The organism is Geobacillus lituanicus (assembly GCF_050994965.1).
GTDB classification, from domain to species: Bacteria; Bacillota; Bacilli; order Bacillales; family Anoxybacillaceae; genus Geobacillus; species Geobacillus stearothermophilus.
The window spans coordinates 3,066,277-3,083,192 of the sequence record NZ_CP194773.1; the positions used below are offsets into that span (position 1 = coordinate 3,066,277).

The following is a 16,916-nucleotide window of genomic DNA, read 5'->3' on the forward strand; positions in this document are numbered from 1 at the left end:
AGGATTTTTTATTTAGTTTTTCAGAATAACTTTTTGACCAACACGACGAGCGATGGCTATCCTTTTTTTACCATCGCTGGTCGTTCCGTATGACGTTACACGTAAATGCTCTCATCCAGCCCCAACCCCTGCAGAATCCTTCGTTGTTCAGGGGTGAGGGAGCGATCCAGTGAGCGTTGGATGCGTCCATCCGGCAGCTTGAGGAGGACGACGTTCACATATTGAAACAGCTGAAAAATCGCCTGCTCCGTCGGTCGGGTCAGCTTGCGGCCTCCGGCGCCCTTTAATGGGTGTTCGGGTGTGATGAACTGGCGCACCCGGCGCTGAAAGACGCGGTAAATGGCCAAGGCCAAGAGAAACAAATAGCCCAATACCGCAACTCGTTCTGGCTTTTTGACATAGATCTCATCCGTGAAAAAAGGGTCTTTCAAAAAAGCGAAGTTCATTTCCACCGAGATCTGCCCTTTATATAGCTTCAAGATCTCTTGGGCATCCATTTGTTGACCCTTCCATTCCTCCGGAACGGTCGTGACGAGGACAAACCGGGACGCTTTCCGTCTTGCCTGTTCCCACGCGTTTTGGTCGAATTCGACGTCAAGGCGCAAGAAATACAGCGTCTCCATCTCGGGTTCCGCCCCTTTTTTCGGCCGTCCGCGCCGTTTTTTCGGGCGTACGATCTCTTCGACCGCGGCCTTGACCTGATGAAACCGTGGGCGAAGGGACATCTTGAGGGACGCCAAGGCTTGTTCAGCGTCTTCCCGGCACGAGAAAGGGTGGCGCTCCCAATGGGCTTGTTCCTCGCGAAGAAGCTCCGCTTCTTTGGTTCGTTCTTTTTCGAGCGTCTTTCCTTTTCGCTGGTCGAGCGCACTCGATTCGACGACGATCAGCCGAACGGGGTGGCCTTCATAGGTGGAGGATGTTTCCCATACCCGGTACGTGGCGCCGTTTCTCTCCGCCAGCGTAAAGGGGTCGCTCCACGGGATGTGGGCCGAATCGGCCTCCGCGAATGCCCGTTTGACGATGCGGAGCGACGAAGGGCCTCGGGTGATCAAAAAGGCGTTGGCCGCTTTGGTTTGCGCCAGAGTGTCTTTTGTCATCGCGGCGGAATCGGCCACATAAATCCATTCGTCTTCCATCTTGGCTTGTTTGAGCTGTTCGTGGACACGGGACAGCACCTCCGGATTCCACGTTTTGTCCGGCAGGTTGCCGTCGTGCACATCGCCGTAAAACGGGATGCCGTCCTCGTTGCCGATCAGTCCGAAACCGATCTGTTTTTGCCAGCGATGATGCCGGTTGTAGCCATGTGTGATCTGCAAAGCCTCTAATGAGGCCGATTCATACGCGCCGTAAACCGTCTTGTCCGTCGTATCGGCGTGAAAGGCTCGGAGGGAAAGGCCTTCTTTGCGATAAATGTGAATCAAGCAAGTGCTGATCACCTTGTGAATATCGGCCTCATACAAGCGGTCGAGATGACGAGCCAAGGCATCGTCGTTCAACCAGGAAGGATGGAGATCGGGACGGATGAGTTTCTCACAATCGACCTCCTGAGCCCAATGTTCCAAGTGAACAAGGGCTTGCCGGCCGTCAAACATATTGTAGATGATGGCCTGAACGGCATCGCTGACTCGAGTCTGGCACTGTGGATCAACGGGAACGAGATGGTCAATCAATTGGGGCAGGCCCAGTTTCTTGAATAGGGCACTTATTATATTCAAATAATCATTACGATAGACCTTTTTGACTTGAACGTTCATGAGAGAAAAACTCCTTCACTTTCCTTGTGTGTCAAGGATTCATTCGACATCGGAACGAAAAAATCCTCCCGATTTTCGTTGGGAGGGTGCGAAATGTGAGAATAACTCACATTTCGCACCCTAACAAGGTCAAAACAAAGGATTTTTTATTTAGTTTTTCAGAATAACTTTTTGACCAACACGACGAGCGATGGCAATCCTTTTTTTACCATCGCTGGTCGTTCCGTATGACGTTACACGTAAATGCTCTCATCCAGCCCCAACCCCTGCAGAATCCTTCGTTGTTCAGGGGTGAGGGAGCGATCCAGTGAGCGTTGGATGCGTCCATCCGGCAGCTCCAGGAGGACGACGTTCACATATTGAAACAGCTGGAAAATCGCCTGCCCCGTCGGTCGGGTCAGCTTGCGGCCTCCGGCGCCCTTTAATGGGTGTTCGGGTGTGATGAACTGGCGCACTCGGCGCTGAAAAACGCGGTAAATCGCCAAGGCCAACAGAAACAAATAGCCTAATACTGCGACCCGTTCTGGTTTTTTGACGTAAATCTCATCCGTGAAAAACGGATCTTTCAAAAAAGCGAAGTTCATTTCCACCGAGATCTGCCCTTTATACAGCTTCAAGATCTCTTGGGCATCCATGGGTTGGCCCTTCCATTCCTTCGGAACGGTCGTGACAAGGACAAACCGGGACGCTTTCCGTCTTGCCTGTTCCCACGCGTCTTGGTCGAATTCGACGTCAAGGTGCAAGAAATACAGCGTCTCCACCTCGGGTTCCGCCCCTTTTTTCGGCCGTCCGCGCCGTTTTTTCAGGCGTACGGTCTCTTCGACCGCGGCCTCAACCCGATGAAACCGGGGGCGAAGGGACGCCTTGAGGGACGCCAAGGCTTGTTCGGCATCTTCCCGGCAGGAGAAGGGGTGACGCTCCCAACGGGCTTGTTCCTCGCGAAGAAGCTCCGCTTCTTTGGTTCGTTCTTTTTCAAGCGTCTTTCCTTTTCGCTGGTCGAGCGCACTCGATTCGACGACGATCAGCCGAACGGGGTGGCCTTCATAGGTGGAGGATGTTTCCCATACCCGATACGTGGCGCCGTTTCTCTCCGCCAGGGTAAAGGGTTCGCTCCACGGGATGTGAGGCGAATCGGCCTCCGCTAATGCCCGTTTCACGATCCGAAGCGACGAAGGGCCTCGGGTGATCAAAAAGGCGTTGGCCGCTTTGGTTTGCGCCAGAGTGTCTTTTGTCATCGCGGCGGAATCGGCCACGTAAATCCATTCGTCTTCCATCTTGGCTTGTTTGAGCTGTTCGTGGACACGGGACAGCACCTCCGGATTCCACGTTTTGTCAGGCAGGTTGCCGTCGTGCACATCGCCGTAAAACGGGATGCCGTCCTCGTTGCCGACCAGTCCGAAACCGATCTGTTTTTGCCAACGATGATGGCGGTTATAGCCATGTGTGATCTGCAAAGCCTCTAATGAGGCCGATTCATACGCGCCGTAAACGGTCTTGTCCGTCGTATCGGCGTGGAAGGCTCGGAGGGAAAGGCCTTCTTTGCGATAAATATGAATCAAGCAAGTGCTGATGACGTTGTGAATGCCAGCCTCATACAGGCGATCGAGATGACGGGCCAACGCATCGTCGTTCAACCAGGAAGGATGGAGATCGGGACGGATGAGTTTCTCACAATCGACCTCCTGAGCCCAATGTTCCAAGTGAACAAGGGCTTGCCGGCCGTCAAACAGATTGTAGATGATGGCCTGAACGGCATCGCTGACTCGAGTCTGGCACTGTGGATCAACGGGAACGAGATGGTCAATCAATTGGGGCAGGCCCAGTTTCTTGAATAGGGCACTTATTATATTCAAATAATCATTACGATAGACCTTTTTGACTTGAACGTTCATGAGAGAAAAACTCCTTCACTTTCCTTGTGTGTCAAGGATTCATTCGACATCGGAACGAAAAAATCCTCCCGATTTTCGTCGAGAGGGTGCGAAATGTGAGGAATAATCGAAAATCTATATTCTTTTTTCATCGATTCTCCCATTTTTTTACTTTTTTTGATCAAAAGTAAAAAAAGGACGCCGCGTATCCCCCGCCTACGCTTCGCTTAGAGGCGGGGGACTTGCGGCGTATGGGTTGTTAAAATTTTACTGGAAATTTTAAAAAAAAAGGGACTTTATTACTATATAAGTTGAAATTTTGTTTTACATCCAACTGATTCCCCGCCATGCTACACCGTATCAGCTCGTATCGAGATGAAAACGGAAACGAAAAATTCGGAAATTCTTTATTGCAACTTATATATATCAAAAATAGGCATTTATTCATAAAAATCAATCAATTCGTTTCCTACTATTCCTTTCATGCCGAAAAACCCACTGAAAAACGAGCACGACATTCGAGCCGGCAGCATTTTATCAGAACGACAAGACCACTCTAAGGGAACTCGATGGGGAGGCGGCCATCTTTTTTCGCTCGATCCTCCGGCTTTTTCGAGGCGCGAATCGGTCCAAGACGTTTTTCTTTCCTGTCGATCCGCGCCCCTTCTTTTACGCATTGCCGTTTTCATCCGTCGGCTGCCGAGCCCCGATTTCCGCCGGGGTGCGCAAATCGTAGCCGTCGTCGTGTTTGCTTGTATGGATGATGTCTTCGTTCGCTCCGATTTTGCTCGCCCGTTTCAGCTCCTCATCCGGCACGAACCGATCCATTGACAAGACCTCCTTTCACGCTCCTCGCCGCGTTGTCCGCATGAAGCGCTCGAGGAGTCGTTTTTCTTATCATCCCCCCAAGCCGCTTTATCATCCGCCGAAAAAAGAGAATTGACAGCCTAGCGGTTGTTCGGTACGATTTTGTTAACGAACAAAAAAAGGGGGTTTACATATGGAGCGACGGACTTCGCTTCGACCGATTGACATGACGCTTGCCGCCATGTTCGTCGCCTTGATGGCGATTGGCGCGAACATTACGTCGTGGGCGCCGTTTTTGGTCGTCGGCGGTGTTCCCATTACGCTGCAGACGTTTTTCTGCGTCTTGGCCGGAGCGGTGCTCGGGCGGCGGCTCGGTGCGGTGGCGATGATTGTGTACATGCTCGTCGGCCTCGCCGGCGTGCCGGTGTTTGCCAAATTCAGCGGCGGACTGTCGATGATTTTCCAACCGATATTTGGCTTCATTCTTTCGTTTATCGTTGCCGCTTATGCGACCGGATGGATCATCAACCGCGGCCCGCAGCCGGCGTCAAAAGCTCGTTTCGTCACCGCCGCACTCGTTGGCATGGTCATCAACTATGTCATCGGCACGAACTGGATGTACATGGCGTACAAACTATGGGCGGAAGCGCCGGAAGGGCTTTCGTACGGCATGGTGTGGGGCTGGATGCTTGCCCCGCTGCCGAAAGACATTTTGTTGTCGATCGTCGCCGGCTTGATCGCTCCAAAGCTTTGCCGGGCGATTGGACGCTCCTCTTCCGCGAGCCGTCCGGCGGCATAAACGAAGCGCGCCTGTTTGACAACAGGCGCGCTTTTTGTTTGGAAACCCTCGATCATGGATTAGAAGAATAAACGAAGGATCTGGTACACAAACCCCGCAATCAACGCTGACACCGGCAAGGTGATGATCCACGTCAGCACAATGCGGCGAGCGACGCCCCATTTGACGCCTTTCACCCGTTGGGCGGCGCCGACTCCCATGATGGCCGAGGAAATGACGTGCGTCGTACTGACTGGCAAGTGGAACATCGTCGCCGAAAGAATGACGAGCGCAGACGACAAATCGGCCGCCGCCCCGTTAATCGGGCGGATTTTCATAATTTTCCCGCCGACCGTTTTAATGATCTTCCACCCACCAACGGCCGTTCCCAACCCCATGGCCAAGGCGGCAGAAATGCGCACCCATTCAGGAATGTCGGTCGTCGCGTGGTATCCGCCGGCGATTAACGCCATCGTAATGATCCCCATCGCTTTTTGAGCGTCGTTTGTTCCGTGCGTATACGCCTGAAACGCCGCCGTCACAATTTGAAACATCCGAAAGCCCCTCGTCGTGCTGTATAAGTTGGCGTTTTTAAAGATAAAACGAAAAATGTTCATCATGATAAAGCCGACCCCTAACGCCAAAAACGGGGAAAGAATCAGCGATTGTAAAATTTTCAAAAACCCGCCATAATTCAAAATCCCAACCCCAGCCGCGGAAATCGCCGCTCCGGCAACCGAACCGATGATCGCGTGCGAAGAGCTGCTCGGGATGCCGTAATACCACGTGATCAAATTCCAGGCAATGGCTGATGTCAACGCCGCTAAAATAATGAGCGGCCCATTTTCTAGGGCAAACGGGTCGACAATGTCTTTCGTAATCGTTTTGGCGACACCGGTGAAGGTGAGCGCGCCGATAAAGTTCATCGTTGCAGCCAAAATAATGGCTTGGCGCGGCGTGAGCGCTCTCGTCGACACCGACGTCGCAATGGCGTTCGCGGTATCGTGGAACCCGTTAATAAAGTCAAACGCCAACGCGAAAACCACAATGAATATCGTCAAGACTAAAATCATATCCATAAAAACAACGTCCCCTTTTACGCGTTGCGCATAATGATCGTCTCGAGCGTATTCGCGACATCTTCACAGCTGTCAGCAATCTCTTCCAACATTTCGTAAAGCTCTTTGTATTGGATGAGCTTAATCGGGTCTTTTTGCGTCACAAACAAGTTTTTGATCGAAGCGCGCAAAATTTCGTCGCATTTCGTTTCGTAATCCTTGATTTTAATGGCGTGCTGGCGCATGTCAAGCAACTTTTTGTGCGACAGCAGTTCGAGCGCATGAACGATTTCGATCGTGCTTTGGTAAATATAGTCGAAGAACTTCACCATATGTTCGTCAATGTCCGTGAATGAGAACATTTCAAACCGGGCGGAGCATTGTTCAAACCCATCAAGCACATCATCCATTTTCATCGCCAGCTGATGGATGTCCTCCCGTTCAATCGGCGTAATGAACGTTTTGTTCAATTGGACGACAAGCTCATGGATGAACGAATCGCCTTTCCGTTCATACTCTTTCATGACGCGGGCGAATTCTTTCAAGTCGCTCACGCCTCGGATTTTATACTCAACAAAGTATTGGGCTGCTTCCTTGACATTTTCCGAAATCGTAAACAACATGTCGAAGAAAACATCCTTTTTTGGGGAAAAAATCATACCGGACACCCTCCATTGTTAGAATCAAAAATCACCGCTACTTATTGTAGCAATTTGAACTTTATTTACAATAAGTAAAAAGAAACTTTACACTAAATTTACATTCCCTTTACATTTTGTTCGCCTTTCTTACTATGTAGCGTGGCAAAAGAACGCCGAAGCTATGCACCATAGCTTCGGGCTCTCGTTCACTTATTCAAATCGTTCGACAAACGCCGCCAGCGTCCGCACCATGACACCCGTCGCCCCAGCCGGGCCGAGGTCGCCATCTTTCTTTGCAGTCGCCGTGCCGGCAATGTCCAAATGCACCCACGGGGTGTCTTCGGCAAACTCGCCAATAAACGCCCCGCCCATAATGGCGTGCCCTTCGCGCCCCGGAGAGTTGTTCAAATCGGCGATTTTGCTGCTTCGCACCCGCTCGCGGTCGTGTTCGGTGATCGGCAGCCGCCAAATGAACTCCCCGGTTTCCATCGATGCTTCCAGCAGCTGCTCAAACAGCGCCTCGTTGTTCGTCATCGCCCCTGTTTTGTCCGTGCCAAGGGCGACGATCACTCCGCCTGTCAGCGTGGCGACATCGATGATATAGCTGGCGCCGTGCTGTTTCGCATAAGTCACCGCATCGGCCAAAATGAGCCGTCCTTCAGCGTCCGTGTTGCGGACTTCGATCGTTTTTCCGGACAGCGATGTGATGACATCATCCGGTTTGAACGCCTCGCCGCTGATCATATTGTCAGTCGCCGGGATGACGGCGAGCACGTTTTGTTCCGGCCGCAGTTCGCCGATCGCTTCCATCGCCCCGAGCACCGCCGCCGCGCCGGCCATATCCGTTTTCATATCAACCATGCTGTCGCGCGGCTTCAGGCAGTAGCCGCCTGTGTCGAACGTCACCCCTTTGCCGACGAGGGCGATCACGTCTTCCCATTTTTCTTTCCCTTGATATTTCAACACGATCAATTTCGGCGGCTGCTTCGACCCTTGGTTGACCGCGAGCAGCGCTCCCATGCCGAGCCGCTCCATGTCTTCTTTCTCCAAAATTTCATAGTCAAAATCGTATCGGTCAGCGAGCTTTACGGCATAATCCGCCAAATCGGACGCCGTCAGCAAATTCCCCGGCGTGTTGACGAGCGTGCGCGCCGAGTTCGTCGCCTTCCCGTACACCGAACCGACGAACAAGCTCGCCTCGATGTCCGCTGCGTCCGCCCCCGTATAAACGGTGAGCGATTTCATCTCATAGTCCCGCTCTCGCCTGTTTTGCTTGTATCCCGGGAACTCATACGTCGCCAAATAATACGCTTCGGCAAGCGCATGCGCGGCTTCGTTTTCGTCGACGTCCCCGGTCGTAAACGTGTCAAGCGCGACCGCCGCTTTCGTCCGCTTCGCCTGCTTCAACGCGCGAAACAGCTTGCCGAACACCTCGCGCAGCCGCGCAAACGTCAGCTCCTCTTTTTTGCCGAGCCCGACAAAATAGAGTCGTTTCGCCCCGGCTGGCAAAAGCGGGTGAATCACGGCGATGCTCCCCCGTTTCGCGGAAATGTCGCCTTCCTTCCACAGTCCGGACAGCTGTCCGCCAAGGCGGGCGTCATACTCGCCGGCAAGGCCGGCAAACGGCTGCCCCCCTTCAAACAAGCCGATGACCAACGCTTCCTCGTTCGTTTCGACAGACGGCAATGGCTTTACCGTAAACATCGTCTCATCCCTTTCCATGTTGATTCATTCCCACCTTCATTATAGCGAAGCAAAGCGATTCTTTCGACTATCTAACTTTTCTTTCCTTGCGTTCATGCAAAAAAATCAGCTGAAACGGACAGGAAATCACGCAGGGCAAGGCGAATCCGTAATCATCACGATGATTTAGAAAGGACCGACGCTGATGAGAATCGTTTCCCTTTGTCCAAGCAACACCGAACTGCTTGCCTATCTCGGCCGCCTTGGCGATGTCGTCGCCGTCGACGATTCGTCCGACTGGCCGCCCGAGGTGAAGCAGCTGCCAAACGTCGGGCCGGATTTGCACATTGATATGGACCGCGTCGAGGCGCTCAAGCCTGACCTGGTCGTCGCCTCTTTAAGCGTGCCCGGCATGGAGCGCAACGTCGTGGAACTCAAACGGCGCGGGCTCCCGCACCTTGTCCTGGCGCCGAATTCACTTGAGGACATCGCCAACGATCTCCTTCAGCTCGGCGAGGCGCTTGGCGAAACGAAAAAAGCGGCCGACCTCGTCCGCCGCTACCGCGCATTTCTCAGCGAATACCGCGAGCGGGCCGCAACGGTGGCGGAGCCGGCTCGCCTCTATTGGGAATGGTGGCCGCGGCCGATTTTCACGCCGGGCGGGGCAAACTGGCTGAGCGAACTAAGCGAACTCGCCGGCGGGCGCAACGTGTTCGCCGACCTTCCAGAAGCGAGCGTCCAGACGGAATGGGAAGACGTCGTCGCCCGCAACCCGTCGCACGTGCTGCTCGTTTGGGTCGGCGTGCAGACGAAAAACATGAACGCCAACGCCGTTATCGCGCGCCCGCACGCCGACAAGACTGAGGCGGTCCGTGCCGGGCGCATCCACGTGTTGGAAGAAGCGCTCTATTGCCGGCCGTCGCCGCGCCTCTTGGTCGGATTAAAAAAATTGGCGCCGCTTTTGCATCCGGCGCTGTTTCCTCCCGCTGACGGCAGCGATCCGCTCCTTGGCGGCTGACGGGCGGGAGCCCTCCTTTAACTTTTCGATTCCAAATATTGCTGCCGGAACACTTGCATCGTTTCATCCTCGTTCAACCGCGTCAATTCTTCCTCCGACAGCTTGCCGTCCCCTTTTTGGATAATGTAAACTTGCACTTCCCTTTTTCCCCAATATTTATAGACATCTTCGACCGTTTCATAATATAAATCGAGACGATGGCCTTTGATCGCCCCACCTTTGTCGGCGACGACGCCAAACCCGTATCCGGGGATGAACAAAATCGTGCCGATCGGAAAGATCGATAAATCGGCAGCAATCGTCGAGTAAAGATCGCGCTTCACGCGCACGCCGGAGTACGTAATGCCATACTCCGGATGATCGGGCGTTTTCCCGGTTGATTCGACCCCAGCCGTATAGCCGGTCGCCACCACTTCGACAGACGGGTATTTCGACCAGTCAAACTGATCTTCAAGCCGCGGGGCGGAGCGACTGCCGCTTTTCGGGCGGCCGTTTGTCCCGCCACTCGGCTCATGCTCGACCAATAATGCGCTCGACAAGGAGCGGAGAACCGTTTCCGCCTCGACTCCGGAAACAGACTGGAACGTCGCGGTGAGCGCCAGGAAAAACAACACCGTCATCGCGGTCCGGCGTGCAAACTGCCTGAACCTATCCAATGATCTCAACTCCTCTCACACCTCTATTTATCTCCAACCAAAATCGAAATATTCATTGCAACGGCGGGCCAATCGAAAAAACGCATGACACCGGACTCCAAGCGCCTGTTCCGCGGCGCCCTCCGGCATCGCCGCAACATGAAAAAACGCCGCCGCAGACACGGTGGCGCGCAAAAATAAAAAACGCCCCCGCTTGCGCGGAGACGCCTGAACACCTTTGATACCCTTTCGCGAAAAATACAACCGATCGGGCAGCATGATCGATCCGAAATGTCTTAGAACATTTGATAGCCTTTCGCCCGCAGCGTGCGGATCGCCCAGCCGGCGCAAAGGGCGCCGGCAAAGCCGCTCGCCAAAATCAACAAATCAGCCGTTGCCAGCGAGGCGATTTTCCGGCCGAGCGCCGAAAACGAGGCGGCCGGATCGGTCAAATACTGCGTCCATGGCACGTCGTCAATAATGAACACCGCAATGACCGGAAAGCAAACAGCCATGATCCATGTCATGCGCAACAACATATTTAACAAAAATCCGATGCCGAAAAATAAGACGAAAAATAAAAGCATCGAAATGAGTACAACCGGCAAACTCATTTGCATCCGCCCTTCCCTCCCTTACACCCTTTTTCAGTGTACTGGATGGGCGGATGACAAGTCAATGCTCATCGTCGTCTTCCGTCTCGCTTCCCGTCCCTTGGCAGCCGTAGCACGTTTCCGATCCGCCGAGCAAAAGCTGGACGTATCCGTGGCCACCGCAGTACACGCAATCGGTCGTCGTCGCCGTTTGTGCCATTCTTCTTCCCTCCACTTCTTTTTTGTTAATATATCAAAATTTTCTGTAAAAACAAACAGCGATTCTTCTCTGTTTTCGTTCATGTAATCGAATACATCGGCGCCTCGCTTTCATTTTCTCCATTATTCTTATGATTTTGACGATTTTAAGTAAAGGCGGTACTTCGTGTACCCAAACGGATCACCCGGGTTCAGCCCGTTATGCGGGGGAAGGGAGACGAGCGGCTCAAGCGCCAATAAATAGCGAAGCAGCCCGGACGTGTTCGGGTCGTCGCGGAGCGCCGCCTTGCTTAAAAAAGCAGCGGCCGACAATTCGCCCGCCTGCACGGTAATGGCGGCCGACAATGGGCGGAGAAGAAACATCGCCAAATTGTCGCTGATCTCTCCGTCGATGACCCCGGTGCGCAAACCGAGAAACGCAACCGGCTCGGCGTCGATTCCCGTCTCCTCTTTCACTTCGCGGACGGCCGCCTCGTCAAGCATCTCCCCCGGCTTGACGAATCCAGCCGGCAGCGACCATTTGCCTTTCAGCCCGCTGTAGGCTTTCTTGACGACAAGCCATTCGCCCGCTTCGTTGATCACAAGCCCGGCCGAGGCAATCCATACGTTTCCGCGTTTGTGGTCCATCATCCTCATCCTTTTCCCACCGTTGTCCCTGTTTGTATTTCGACAAGAAAGCAGCCGTTCCCTGTCAGCCGCCATATAAAAAAGAGCCGGCCCGAACGGAAACATCCATGAGAAAAGGCGCCCCTGGCGATGGGAGCGCCCTCTTTTGGCCTTCATCAGAAAAACTTGAATTTCCCTTTTTTCATGACGAGCGATGCACCGCCGATCAAATACAAAGCGCGGTTGTCGACGACTTTTTTCATGAAGCTCGCTTTCGTTCCCCACAACTTTTTGCCGAACACAACGCCGATCGCATCGTCATGGCCGAGCGAGCAAACCGTCCCTTTAATATCCGGCTTAAACGGCTCCAGCTCCCCTTGTCCACGGATGAGCACCGCCAAGTTTTTCGCGCACAGCTGGCCTTCTTGCATGGCGATTTGCGCCGTCGGCGGATACGGGCGGTTCGTTTCTTCATCAATGACGAGCGAACAGTCGCCGACGACGAAAATGTCTTCATGCCCCGGGACACGCAAGTACGGGTCCACTTTAATGCGCGCCCGCGCCGCTTCAAACCCAGATTCCTCGATGACGCGGCTGCCGCGCACGCCCGCCGCCCACACGACCGTGCCGGCTTTAATTTCCTCGACATCATCACCTTTAGCGACAATGATGCCATCCGGCGTGCACTCTTTAATGGCGGTGCCGATTTTAAACTCCACTCCCTTGCGCTCGAGCTGGCTCACCGCGTATTCGACAAGCTCCGGATCGAAGCCCGGCAGCGCGGTCGGCGCCGCTTCGACGCAAATGATGCGCACTTTGTGCGGATCGATGTCATATTCGCGGCACAGCTCCGGAATGCGGTTGACGAGCTCGCCCAAAAACTCGATGCCGGTGAACCCGGCCCCGCCGACCACGATCGTCAGCCGCTCGTCTTTCTTTTCCTCTTCCGCGTTGTACGTCGCAAACTGGTACTCGATATGCTCGCGGATTTGCCGCGCCGCGTTGATGTTGGCGATCGAGAATGCGTACTCTTTCAGCCCTTTGATGCCGAACGTCTCCGATTCGAATCCGAGGGCGATGACGAGATAATCGTACGTCAGCTCGCCATTTTCAAGCAGCACTTTCTTTTCGCCCGGCACGATTTTCGTCACCGTATCTTGGACGAATTTCACCTTGCTGCGATCAATGACGTCGCGGATCGGATAGCGGACGCGGTCATGGTGCAACGTGCCGGCCGACGCTTCATGGAGCCATGTCGTTTCATAATGGTAGTCGTGTTTGTTGACAAGCGTAATGTTCGCCTCGTTCACCCCGACAAGTTTTTGCAGGCGGACGGTCGTCATGAGCCCGCCATAGCCAGCCCCTAAAATGACAACGTTTGGTTTTCTCACTTGAATCACTTCCACCCTTTTTAATTTTTTCCCACACGTTTTTGATAGCTTTTGCTGCGGCCCCCATTTTTATTGAGCGAAGTTTGTGAAAGTATTCACGTTAACCTTCAAAAAAATGTTGACAGATTGTCACAAAAAATTAACAATCTATCCACAACCATATTAGTTCTTTTTTTGCCTCTTTTCAAGCCCTTTTTTTCCGCCGGCCCGGCAAAAATTCGCCGTTATAACGGCGCGCATTTATGGTAAGATAAACTTGTAATGCCATTATTTATATGCGGGGAGGAATGTCGGTGAAAGAGGATCGGAATCTTTATGACGTCACGATCATCGGCGGCGGGCCGACCGGGATGTTTGCCGCGTTTTACGGCGGCTTGCGGCAAATGAAAGTCAAAATTATCGAAAGCCTTCCGCAGCTTGGAGGGCAGCTGGCCGCGTTATATCCGGAAAAACACATATACGATGTCGCCGGGTTTCCGAAAGTGCGCGCCCAAGAGCTTGTCAACCAGCTGAAAGAGCAGCTGAGCATGTTTTCCCCCGCCGTCTGCCTGAACCAATCGGTCGAAACGCTGGAAAAACAGGAGGACGGGACGTTCAAACTCGTGACCGATAAAGAAGTGCATTATTCCAAAACCGTGATCATCACCGCCGGAAACGGCGCCTTCCAGCCGCGCCGGCTCGAACTTGAGAACGCTTCCCTATACGAAGAGAAAAACTTGCATTACTTTATCAGCGATTTGGAGCAATTTGCCGGAAAGCGCGTGCTCGTCTGCGGCGGCGGCGATTCAGCCGTCGACTGGTCGCTCATGCTCGAACCGATCGCCGAAAGCGTCATGATTGTGCATCGCCGTGACAAATTCCGCGCCCATGAACATAGCGTCGAACAGTTGATGAAGTCAAGCGTACACGTGAAAACGCCGTTTGTGCCGGTCGAGCTCATCGGCGATGACCAAGGCATCCGTCAGGTCGTCCTCGAGCATGTGAAAGAAGGCGCGAAAGAAACGGTCGATGTCGATGCCGTCGTGGTCAACTACGGCTTTATTTCGTCGCTCGGCCCGATCAAAAACTGGGGGCTTGACATCGAAAAAAATGCGATCAAAGTCAACTCGCGCATGGAAACGAACATCCCCGGCGTGTATGCGGCCGGCGACATTTGCACATACGACGGCAAAATCAAGCTGATCGCTTGCGGCTTCGGTGAAGCGCCGATCGCCATCAGCAGCGCGAAAACGTACATCGACCCGACGGCGCGGATGCAGCCGGCGCACTCGACATCGCTGTTTTAATGGCGCTCCGTCGGGAAAACAAGCGGAAGCGAAGGGGCGCTCGGCATTTCGCCTTAACGCCGCATCCCGACTGATTGGAGCCATTCATATAGCCCGCCCCGTCCACACCCGTTTTTCAAGCAAAAGGCGCCCCTCTTTGTTGGGGGCGCCATACTCATGCCTCATCCCTCTCGCTCCAGCGAAACCGACTCGCCATCAGTATTCCCAGCCTTGTTTTTCGTCCATTCCTCCCGCTCTCTCTCGAGCAGCTTCACCTGCCGGCGCAGGCTGAACAAACGCACCCATCCGAGCATGCCGACGACAAGGCCGCCAAGGACGGCCGAACCTAAAATGACGATAATGAGCGGCAAGCGGGTTTCGCCGACTAAATAATGGATCGTCACCTGCTCGACATTCGCCACCGCCAGCAGCGCCACAATGAGCGCCAAGACAAGCGCCAAGATGACATTGATTTGTCCTTTCATCGTTTCTCCTCCTTTGGCGCTCCCGAAAAGGCCGATGTTGGAGCGCGGCCGTTTTCCCCAATTTCGTGAGGGAAAGACCACCCTTCCAACATTTCGCCAGTCGGTACACGCCCGCGTTTTCAACCGGCCGTGCGGCGAAAACCGGCCTTCTCAAGAGCCCGACGTCACGGCAAGGCAGGCCGTTTTCCTCTGCCAGGCAGATGGACGTCATCCCGCCTGCTTAGCATTGCTCCGGCGTGCCGGCATTGGTCGCTGTGCGGAACGAGGAGCCGCAGCCGCATGTCGCAATGGCGTTCGGATTGTTGATCGTAAACCCGCCGCCAAGCAGCGACTGTTTATAGTCGATGACCGTTCCGCGCAAAATCGGCGCGCTGTCGCGGTCCACCAAAATTTTGATGCCGTGCTGCTCAAATTCGATGTCATCCTCACGCCGCTCATGGTCAAAGCCCATGCCGTACGACAACCCGCTGCAGCCGCCGCCATGGACGCCGACGCGCAAGTACGCGCCCTCTTCTTCCTGCTCTTTCATCATATCTTTGATTTGAAACGCTGCCGCTTCTGTCAGCGTAATAACTGCCTCTGCCATCCATGATCCCTCCTTTAACGGTTGACACTGGCCAAACAGCTTGGCCGTTTTTCGACAGGTTCGCCCGCTTTCACCCGACGGCTCAGATGGGGCGAATCCCTTGAATGATTCCGATCTTACTTCATAGTATACCGTCTTTGCCTTTCGATGCTCAACCGTTCCGCCCGCCTCGGTAGTAATAAACGCCGGTGCACACGGTCTCCGCCGGACCGGTCATGTGCACGCGCCCGTCGTGCCCCCATACGATCGTTAAATCGCCGCCGGCCAAATGGACGACCGTTTCCTCCCCGCGCGCCGTTTTGCCGTTCAACACCGAAGCGACGACGGCCGCGCACGCTCCGGTTCCACACGCCTGCGTCACGCCGGAGCCGCGCTCCCAGACGCGGAAATGAAGCTCGCGCTCGTTCACCACTTCGACAAACTCGACGTTCACCCCTTCCGGAAAGCGCGGGTCCTTTTCCACGAGCGGGCCAAGCGTCGTCACCGGCGCTTTTTGGATGTCATCAACGTAAAAGATCACATGCGGGTTGCCCATGGACACCGCCGTAATTTCATATTCGCCCCCAGCGATGGCAAACGGCTCGGCGACGACCCGCTCCGCTTCCGGACCAAGCATCGGAATGGCGCTCCGCTCAAGGCGCGGCTCGCCCATATCGACCGTCACGCTTGTCACTTCGCCATCTGCTACTGCAACACGGGCTTCGACAAGCCCGGAGAGCGTTTCAATCAAAAAGGTGCGGTCGCTGACGATGCCGTGCTCGTACGCGTATTTCGCCACGCAGCGCAAGCCGTTGCCGCAGTTTTTCCCTTCCGAGCCATCGCTGTTAAAAATGCGCATTTTGACTGGCGCCTCATCGGACGGGCAAATGAGGATCAAGCCATCCGAACCGATGCCGGTGTTGACATCCGACACGCGGCGGGCGATCGCCGGCAACTCCTCCTCGGGCAATGTTTCCCGGAACAGATCAACGTATATGTAGCTATTACCCAATCCATGCATTTTCGTAAACGAAAAAGAACGCACATGACTCCCTCCTGAACATTTTTTGCGCTTCGCATGTATAATGGCGGCATCTCCTGGGCACAATGGGAATATCCCCCGTTTTTTCATTATACATTGAAGAGGATGCCGCATCGCGGACATCCTCCTTTTTTCGTTAAAACATTGGGTTTTCCTCGAGATGCCGATAAATATTTTCCACGAGCTGCTCAGGCGTTTCGCCGCTGACAAACTCGCCGTTGACGAGCGCAAACAGCGTTTCCGCGCAGCGTGTGCAATAGCTTAAGCAACTGTATTCAATGATGTCCAAGTTCGGATCCTTTTCCAACATTTCCATTGCTTTGTACGACCCGCTGGCTAAGTTGCTGATGCAAAATTCGATGATTGGCAACATCATGCGCATGTTCACCTTCCTGCTTCCCATCGTAGCGGTTTTCCGGCGCGGCGTCAATGAACATGCTCGTTCGATCGAGGAAGCGGAAAAATGATTGTTCTTTTGTCACAATTTCGTTATACTTTTCTATGG

18 protein-coding genes are annotated in these 16,916 nt (G+C 53.9%); 3 read left to right on the forward strand and 15 right to left on the reverse strand.

Annotation, left to right across the window (positions count from 1 at the left end; all coding sequences use genetic code 11):
* Window positions 1-95: 95 nt before the first annotated feature.
* From ACR1UW_RS15715 to ACR1UW_RS15725, 3 genes are all read right to left on the reverse strand, one after another.
* Window positions 96-1,754, reverse strand: coding sequence for an IS1634 family transposase (locus tag ACR1UW_RS15715; protein WP_498934021.1), 1,659 nt, complete (start codon window positions 1,752-1,754; stop codon window positions 96-98).
* A gap of 233 nt (window positions 1,755-1,987) precedes the next feature.
* Window positions 1,988-3,646: an IS1634 family transposase gene (locus ACR1UW_RS15720; RefSeq protein ID WP_429903820.1), complete on the reverse strand. Its 1,659-nt coding sequence runs from the start codon at window positions 3,644-3,646 to the stop codon at window positions 1,988-1,990.
* 648 nt (window positions 3,647-4,294) lie between these two features.
* On the reverse strand, window positions 4,295-4,453 hold the full coding sequence (locus ACR1UW_RS15725) for a hypothetical protein (RefSeq protein WP_498934023.1): 159 nt from the start codon (window positions 4,451-4,453) through the stop codon (window positions 4,295-4,297).
* Between the two features lie 172 nt (window positions 4,454-4,625).
* On the opposite strand from ACR1UW_RS15725, the gene ACR1UW_RS15730 reads away from it, so the two are divergent.
* Window positions 4,626-5,231, forward strand: a complete 606-nt coding sequence (locus ACR1UW_RS15730; RefSeq protein ID WP_498934025.1) for a biotin transporter BioY — start codon at window positions 4,626-4,628, stop codon at window positions 5,229-5,231.
* Window positions 5,232-5,290: 59 nt separating this feature from the next.
* Here ACR1UW_RS15730 and ACR1UW_RS15735 read toward each other — a convergent pair whose 3' ends face one another.
* The 3 genes from ACR1UW_RS15735 to ACR1UW_RS15745 form a co-directional block, all read right to left on the reverse strand.
* Complete coding sequence (locus ACR1UW_RS15735; RefSeq protein ID WP_044742701.1) at window positions 5,291-6,289, reverse strand: inorganic phosphate transporter; 999 nt, start codon at window positions 6,287-6,289, stop codon at window positions 5,291-5,293.
* 17 nt (window positions 6,290-6,306) lie between these two features.
* On the reverse strand, window positions 6,307-6,927 hold the full coding sequence (locus tag ACR1UW_RS15740) for a DUF47 domain-containing protein (protein WP_033006732.1): 621 nt from the start codon (window positions 6,925-6,927) through the stop codon (window positions 6,307-6,309).
* A gap of 192 nt (window positions 6,928-7,119) precedes the next feature.
* A complete protein-coding gene (locus ACR1UW_RS15745) occupies window positions 7,120-8,613 on the reverse strand; it encodes a leucyl aminopeptidase (RefSeq protein ID WP_498935335.1) in 1,494 nt (497 codons plus the stop codon).
* Window positions 8,614-8,797: 184 nt separating this feature from the next.
* Between ACR1UW_RS15745 and ACR1UW_RS15750 the strand changes: the two genes are divergently transcribed.
* Window positions 8,798-9,610: a cobalamin-binding protein gene (locus ACR1UW_RS15750; RefSeq protein ID WP_498934027.1), complete on the forward strand. Its 813-nt coding sequence runs from the start codon at window positions 8,798-8,800 to the stop codon at window positions 9,608-9,610.
* A gap of 17 nt (window positions 9,611-9,627) precedes the next feature.
* On the opposite strand, the gene spsC is transcribed toward ACR1UW_RS15750, so the two are convergent.
* From spsC to ACR1UW_RS15775, 5 genes are all read right to left on the reverse strand, one after another.
* Complete coding sequence (gene spsC, locus ACR1UW_RS15755; protein ID WP_276521810.1) at window positions 9,628-10,266, reverse strand: stationary phase survival protein SpsC; 639 nt, start codon at window positions 10,264-10,266, stop codon at window positions 9,628-9,630.
* A gap of 275 nt (window positions 10,267-10,541) precedes the next feature.
* Window positions 10,542-10,865, reverse strand: a complete 324-nt coding sequence (locus ACR1UW_RS15760) for a YuiB family protein (protein WP_033010687.1) — start codon at window positions 10,863-10,865, stop codon at window positions 10,542-10,544.
* Between the two features lie 55 nt (window positions 10,866-10,920).
* Window positions 10,921-11,058 carry a YuiA family protein gene (locus ACR1UW_RS15765; protein ID WP_158236219.1) on the reverse strand — a complete coding sequence of 46 codons (138 nt, stop codon included), beginning with the start codon at window positions 11,056-11,058 and terminating at the stop codon, window positions 10,921-10,923.
* Window positions 11,059-11,186: 128 nt separating this feature from the next.
* Window positions 11,187-11,684, reverse strand: a complete 498-nt coding sequence (locus ACR1UW_RS15770; protein WP_328062704.1) for an NUDIX domain-containing protein — start codon at window positions 11,682-11,684, stop codon at window positions 11,187-11,189.
* A 155-nt stretch (window positions 11,685-11,839) separates the two neighbouring features.
* The gene (locus ACR1UW_RS15775; RefSeq protein WP_498934030.1) at window positions 11,840-13,063 is read right to left on the reverse strand and encodes an NAD(P)/FAD-dependent oxidoreductase; all 1,224 of its coding nucleotides are present in this window, start codon (window positions 13,061-13,063) and stop codon (window positions 11,840-11,842) included.
* A gap of 278 nt (window positions 13,064-13,341) precedes the next feature.
* Between ACR1UW_RS15775 and ACR1UW_RS15780 the strand changes: the two genes are divergently transcribed.
* Complete coding sequence (locus ACR1UW_RS15780; protein WP_498934032.1) at window positions 13,342-14,340, forward strand: NAD(P)/FAD-dependent oxidoreductase; 999 nt, start codon at window positions 13,342-13,344, stop codon at window positions 14,338-14,340.
* A gap of 161 nt (window positions 14,341-14,501) precedes the next feature.
* On the opposite strand, the gene ACR1UW_RS15785 is transcribed toward ACR1UW_RS15780, so the two are convergent.
* The 4 genes from ACR1UW_RS15785 to ACR1UW_RS15800 form a co-directional block, all read right to left on the reverse strand.
* Window positions 14,502-14,804, reverse strand: a complete 303-nt coding sequence (locus ACR1UW_RS15785; RefSeq protein WP_011232425.1) for a LapA family protein — start codon at window positions 14,802-14,804, stop codon at window positions 14,502-14,504.
* A gap of 220 nt (window positions 14,805-15,024) precedes the next feature.
* Complete coding sequence (locus tag ACR1UW_RS15790; protein ID WP_011232426.1) at window positions 15,025-15,390, reverse strand: HesB/IscA family protein; 366 nt, start codon at window positions 15,388-15,390, stop codon at window positions 15,025-15,027.
* A 151-nt stretch (window positions 15,391-15,541) separates the two neighbouring features.
* On the reverse strand, window positions 15,542-16,414 hold the full coding sequence (gene dapF / locus ACR1UW_RS15795) for a diaminopimelate epimerase (RefSeq protein ID WP_237420781.1): 873 nt from the start codon (window positions 16,412-16,414) through the stop codon (window positions 15,542-15,544).
* Between the two features lie 133 nt (window positions 16,415-16,547).
* Complete coding sequence (locus ACR1UW_RS15800; protein ID WP_011232428.1) at window positions 16,548-16,787, reverse strand: YuzB family protein; 240 nt, start codon at window positions 16,785-16,787, stop codon at window positions 16,548-16,550.
* Between the last annotated feature and the right edge of the window lie 129 nt (window positions 16,788-16,916).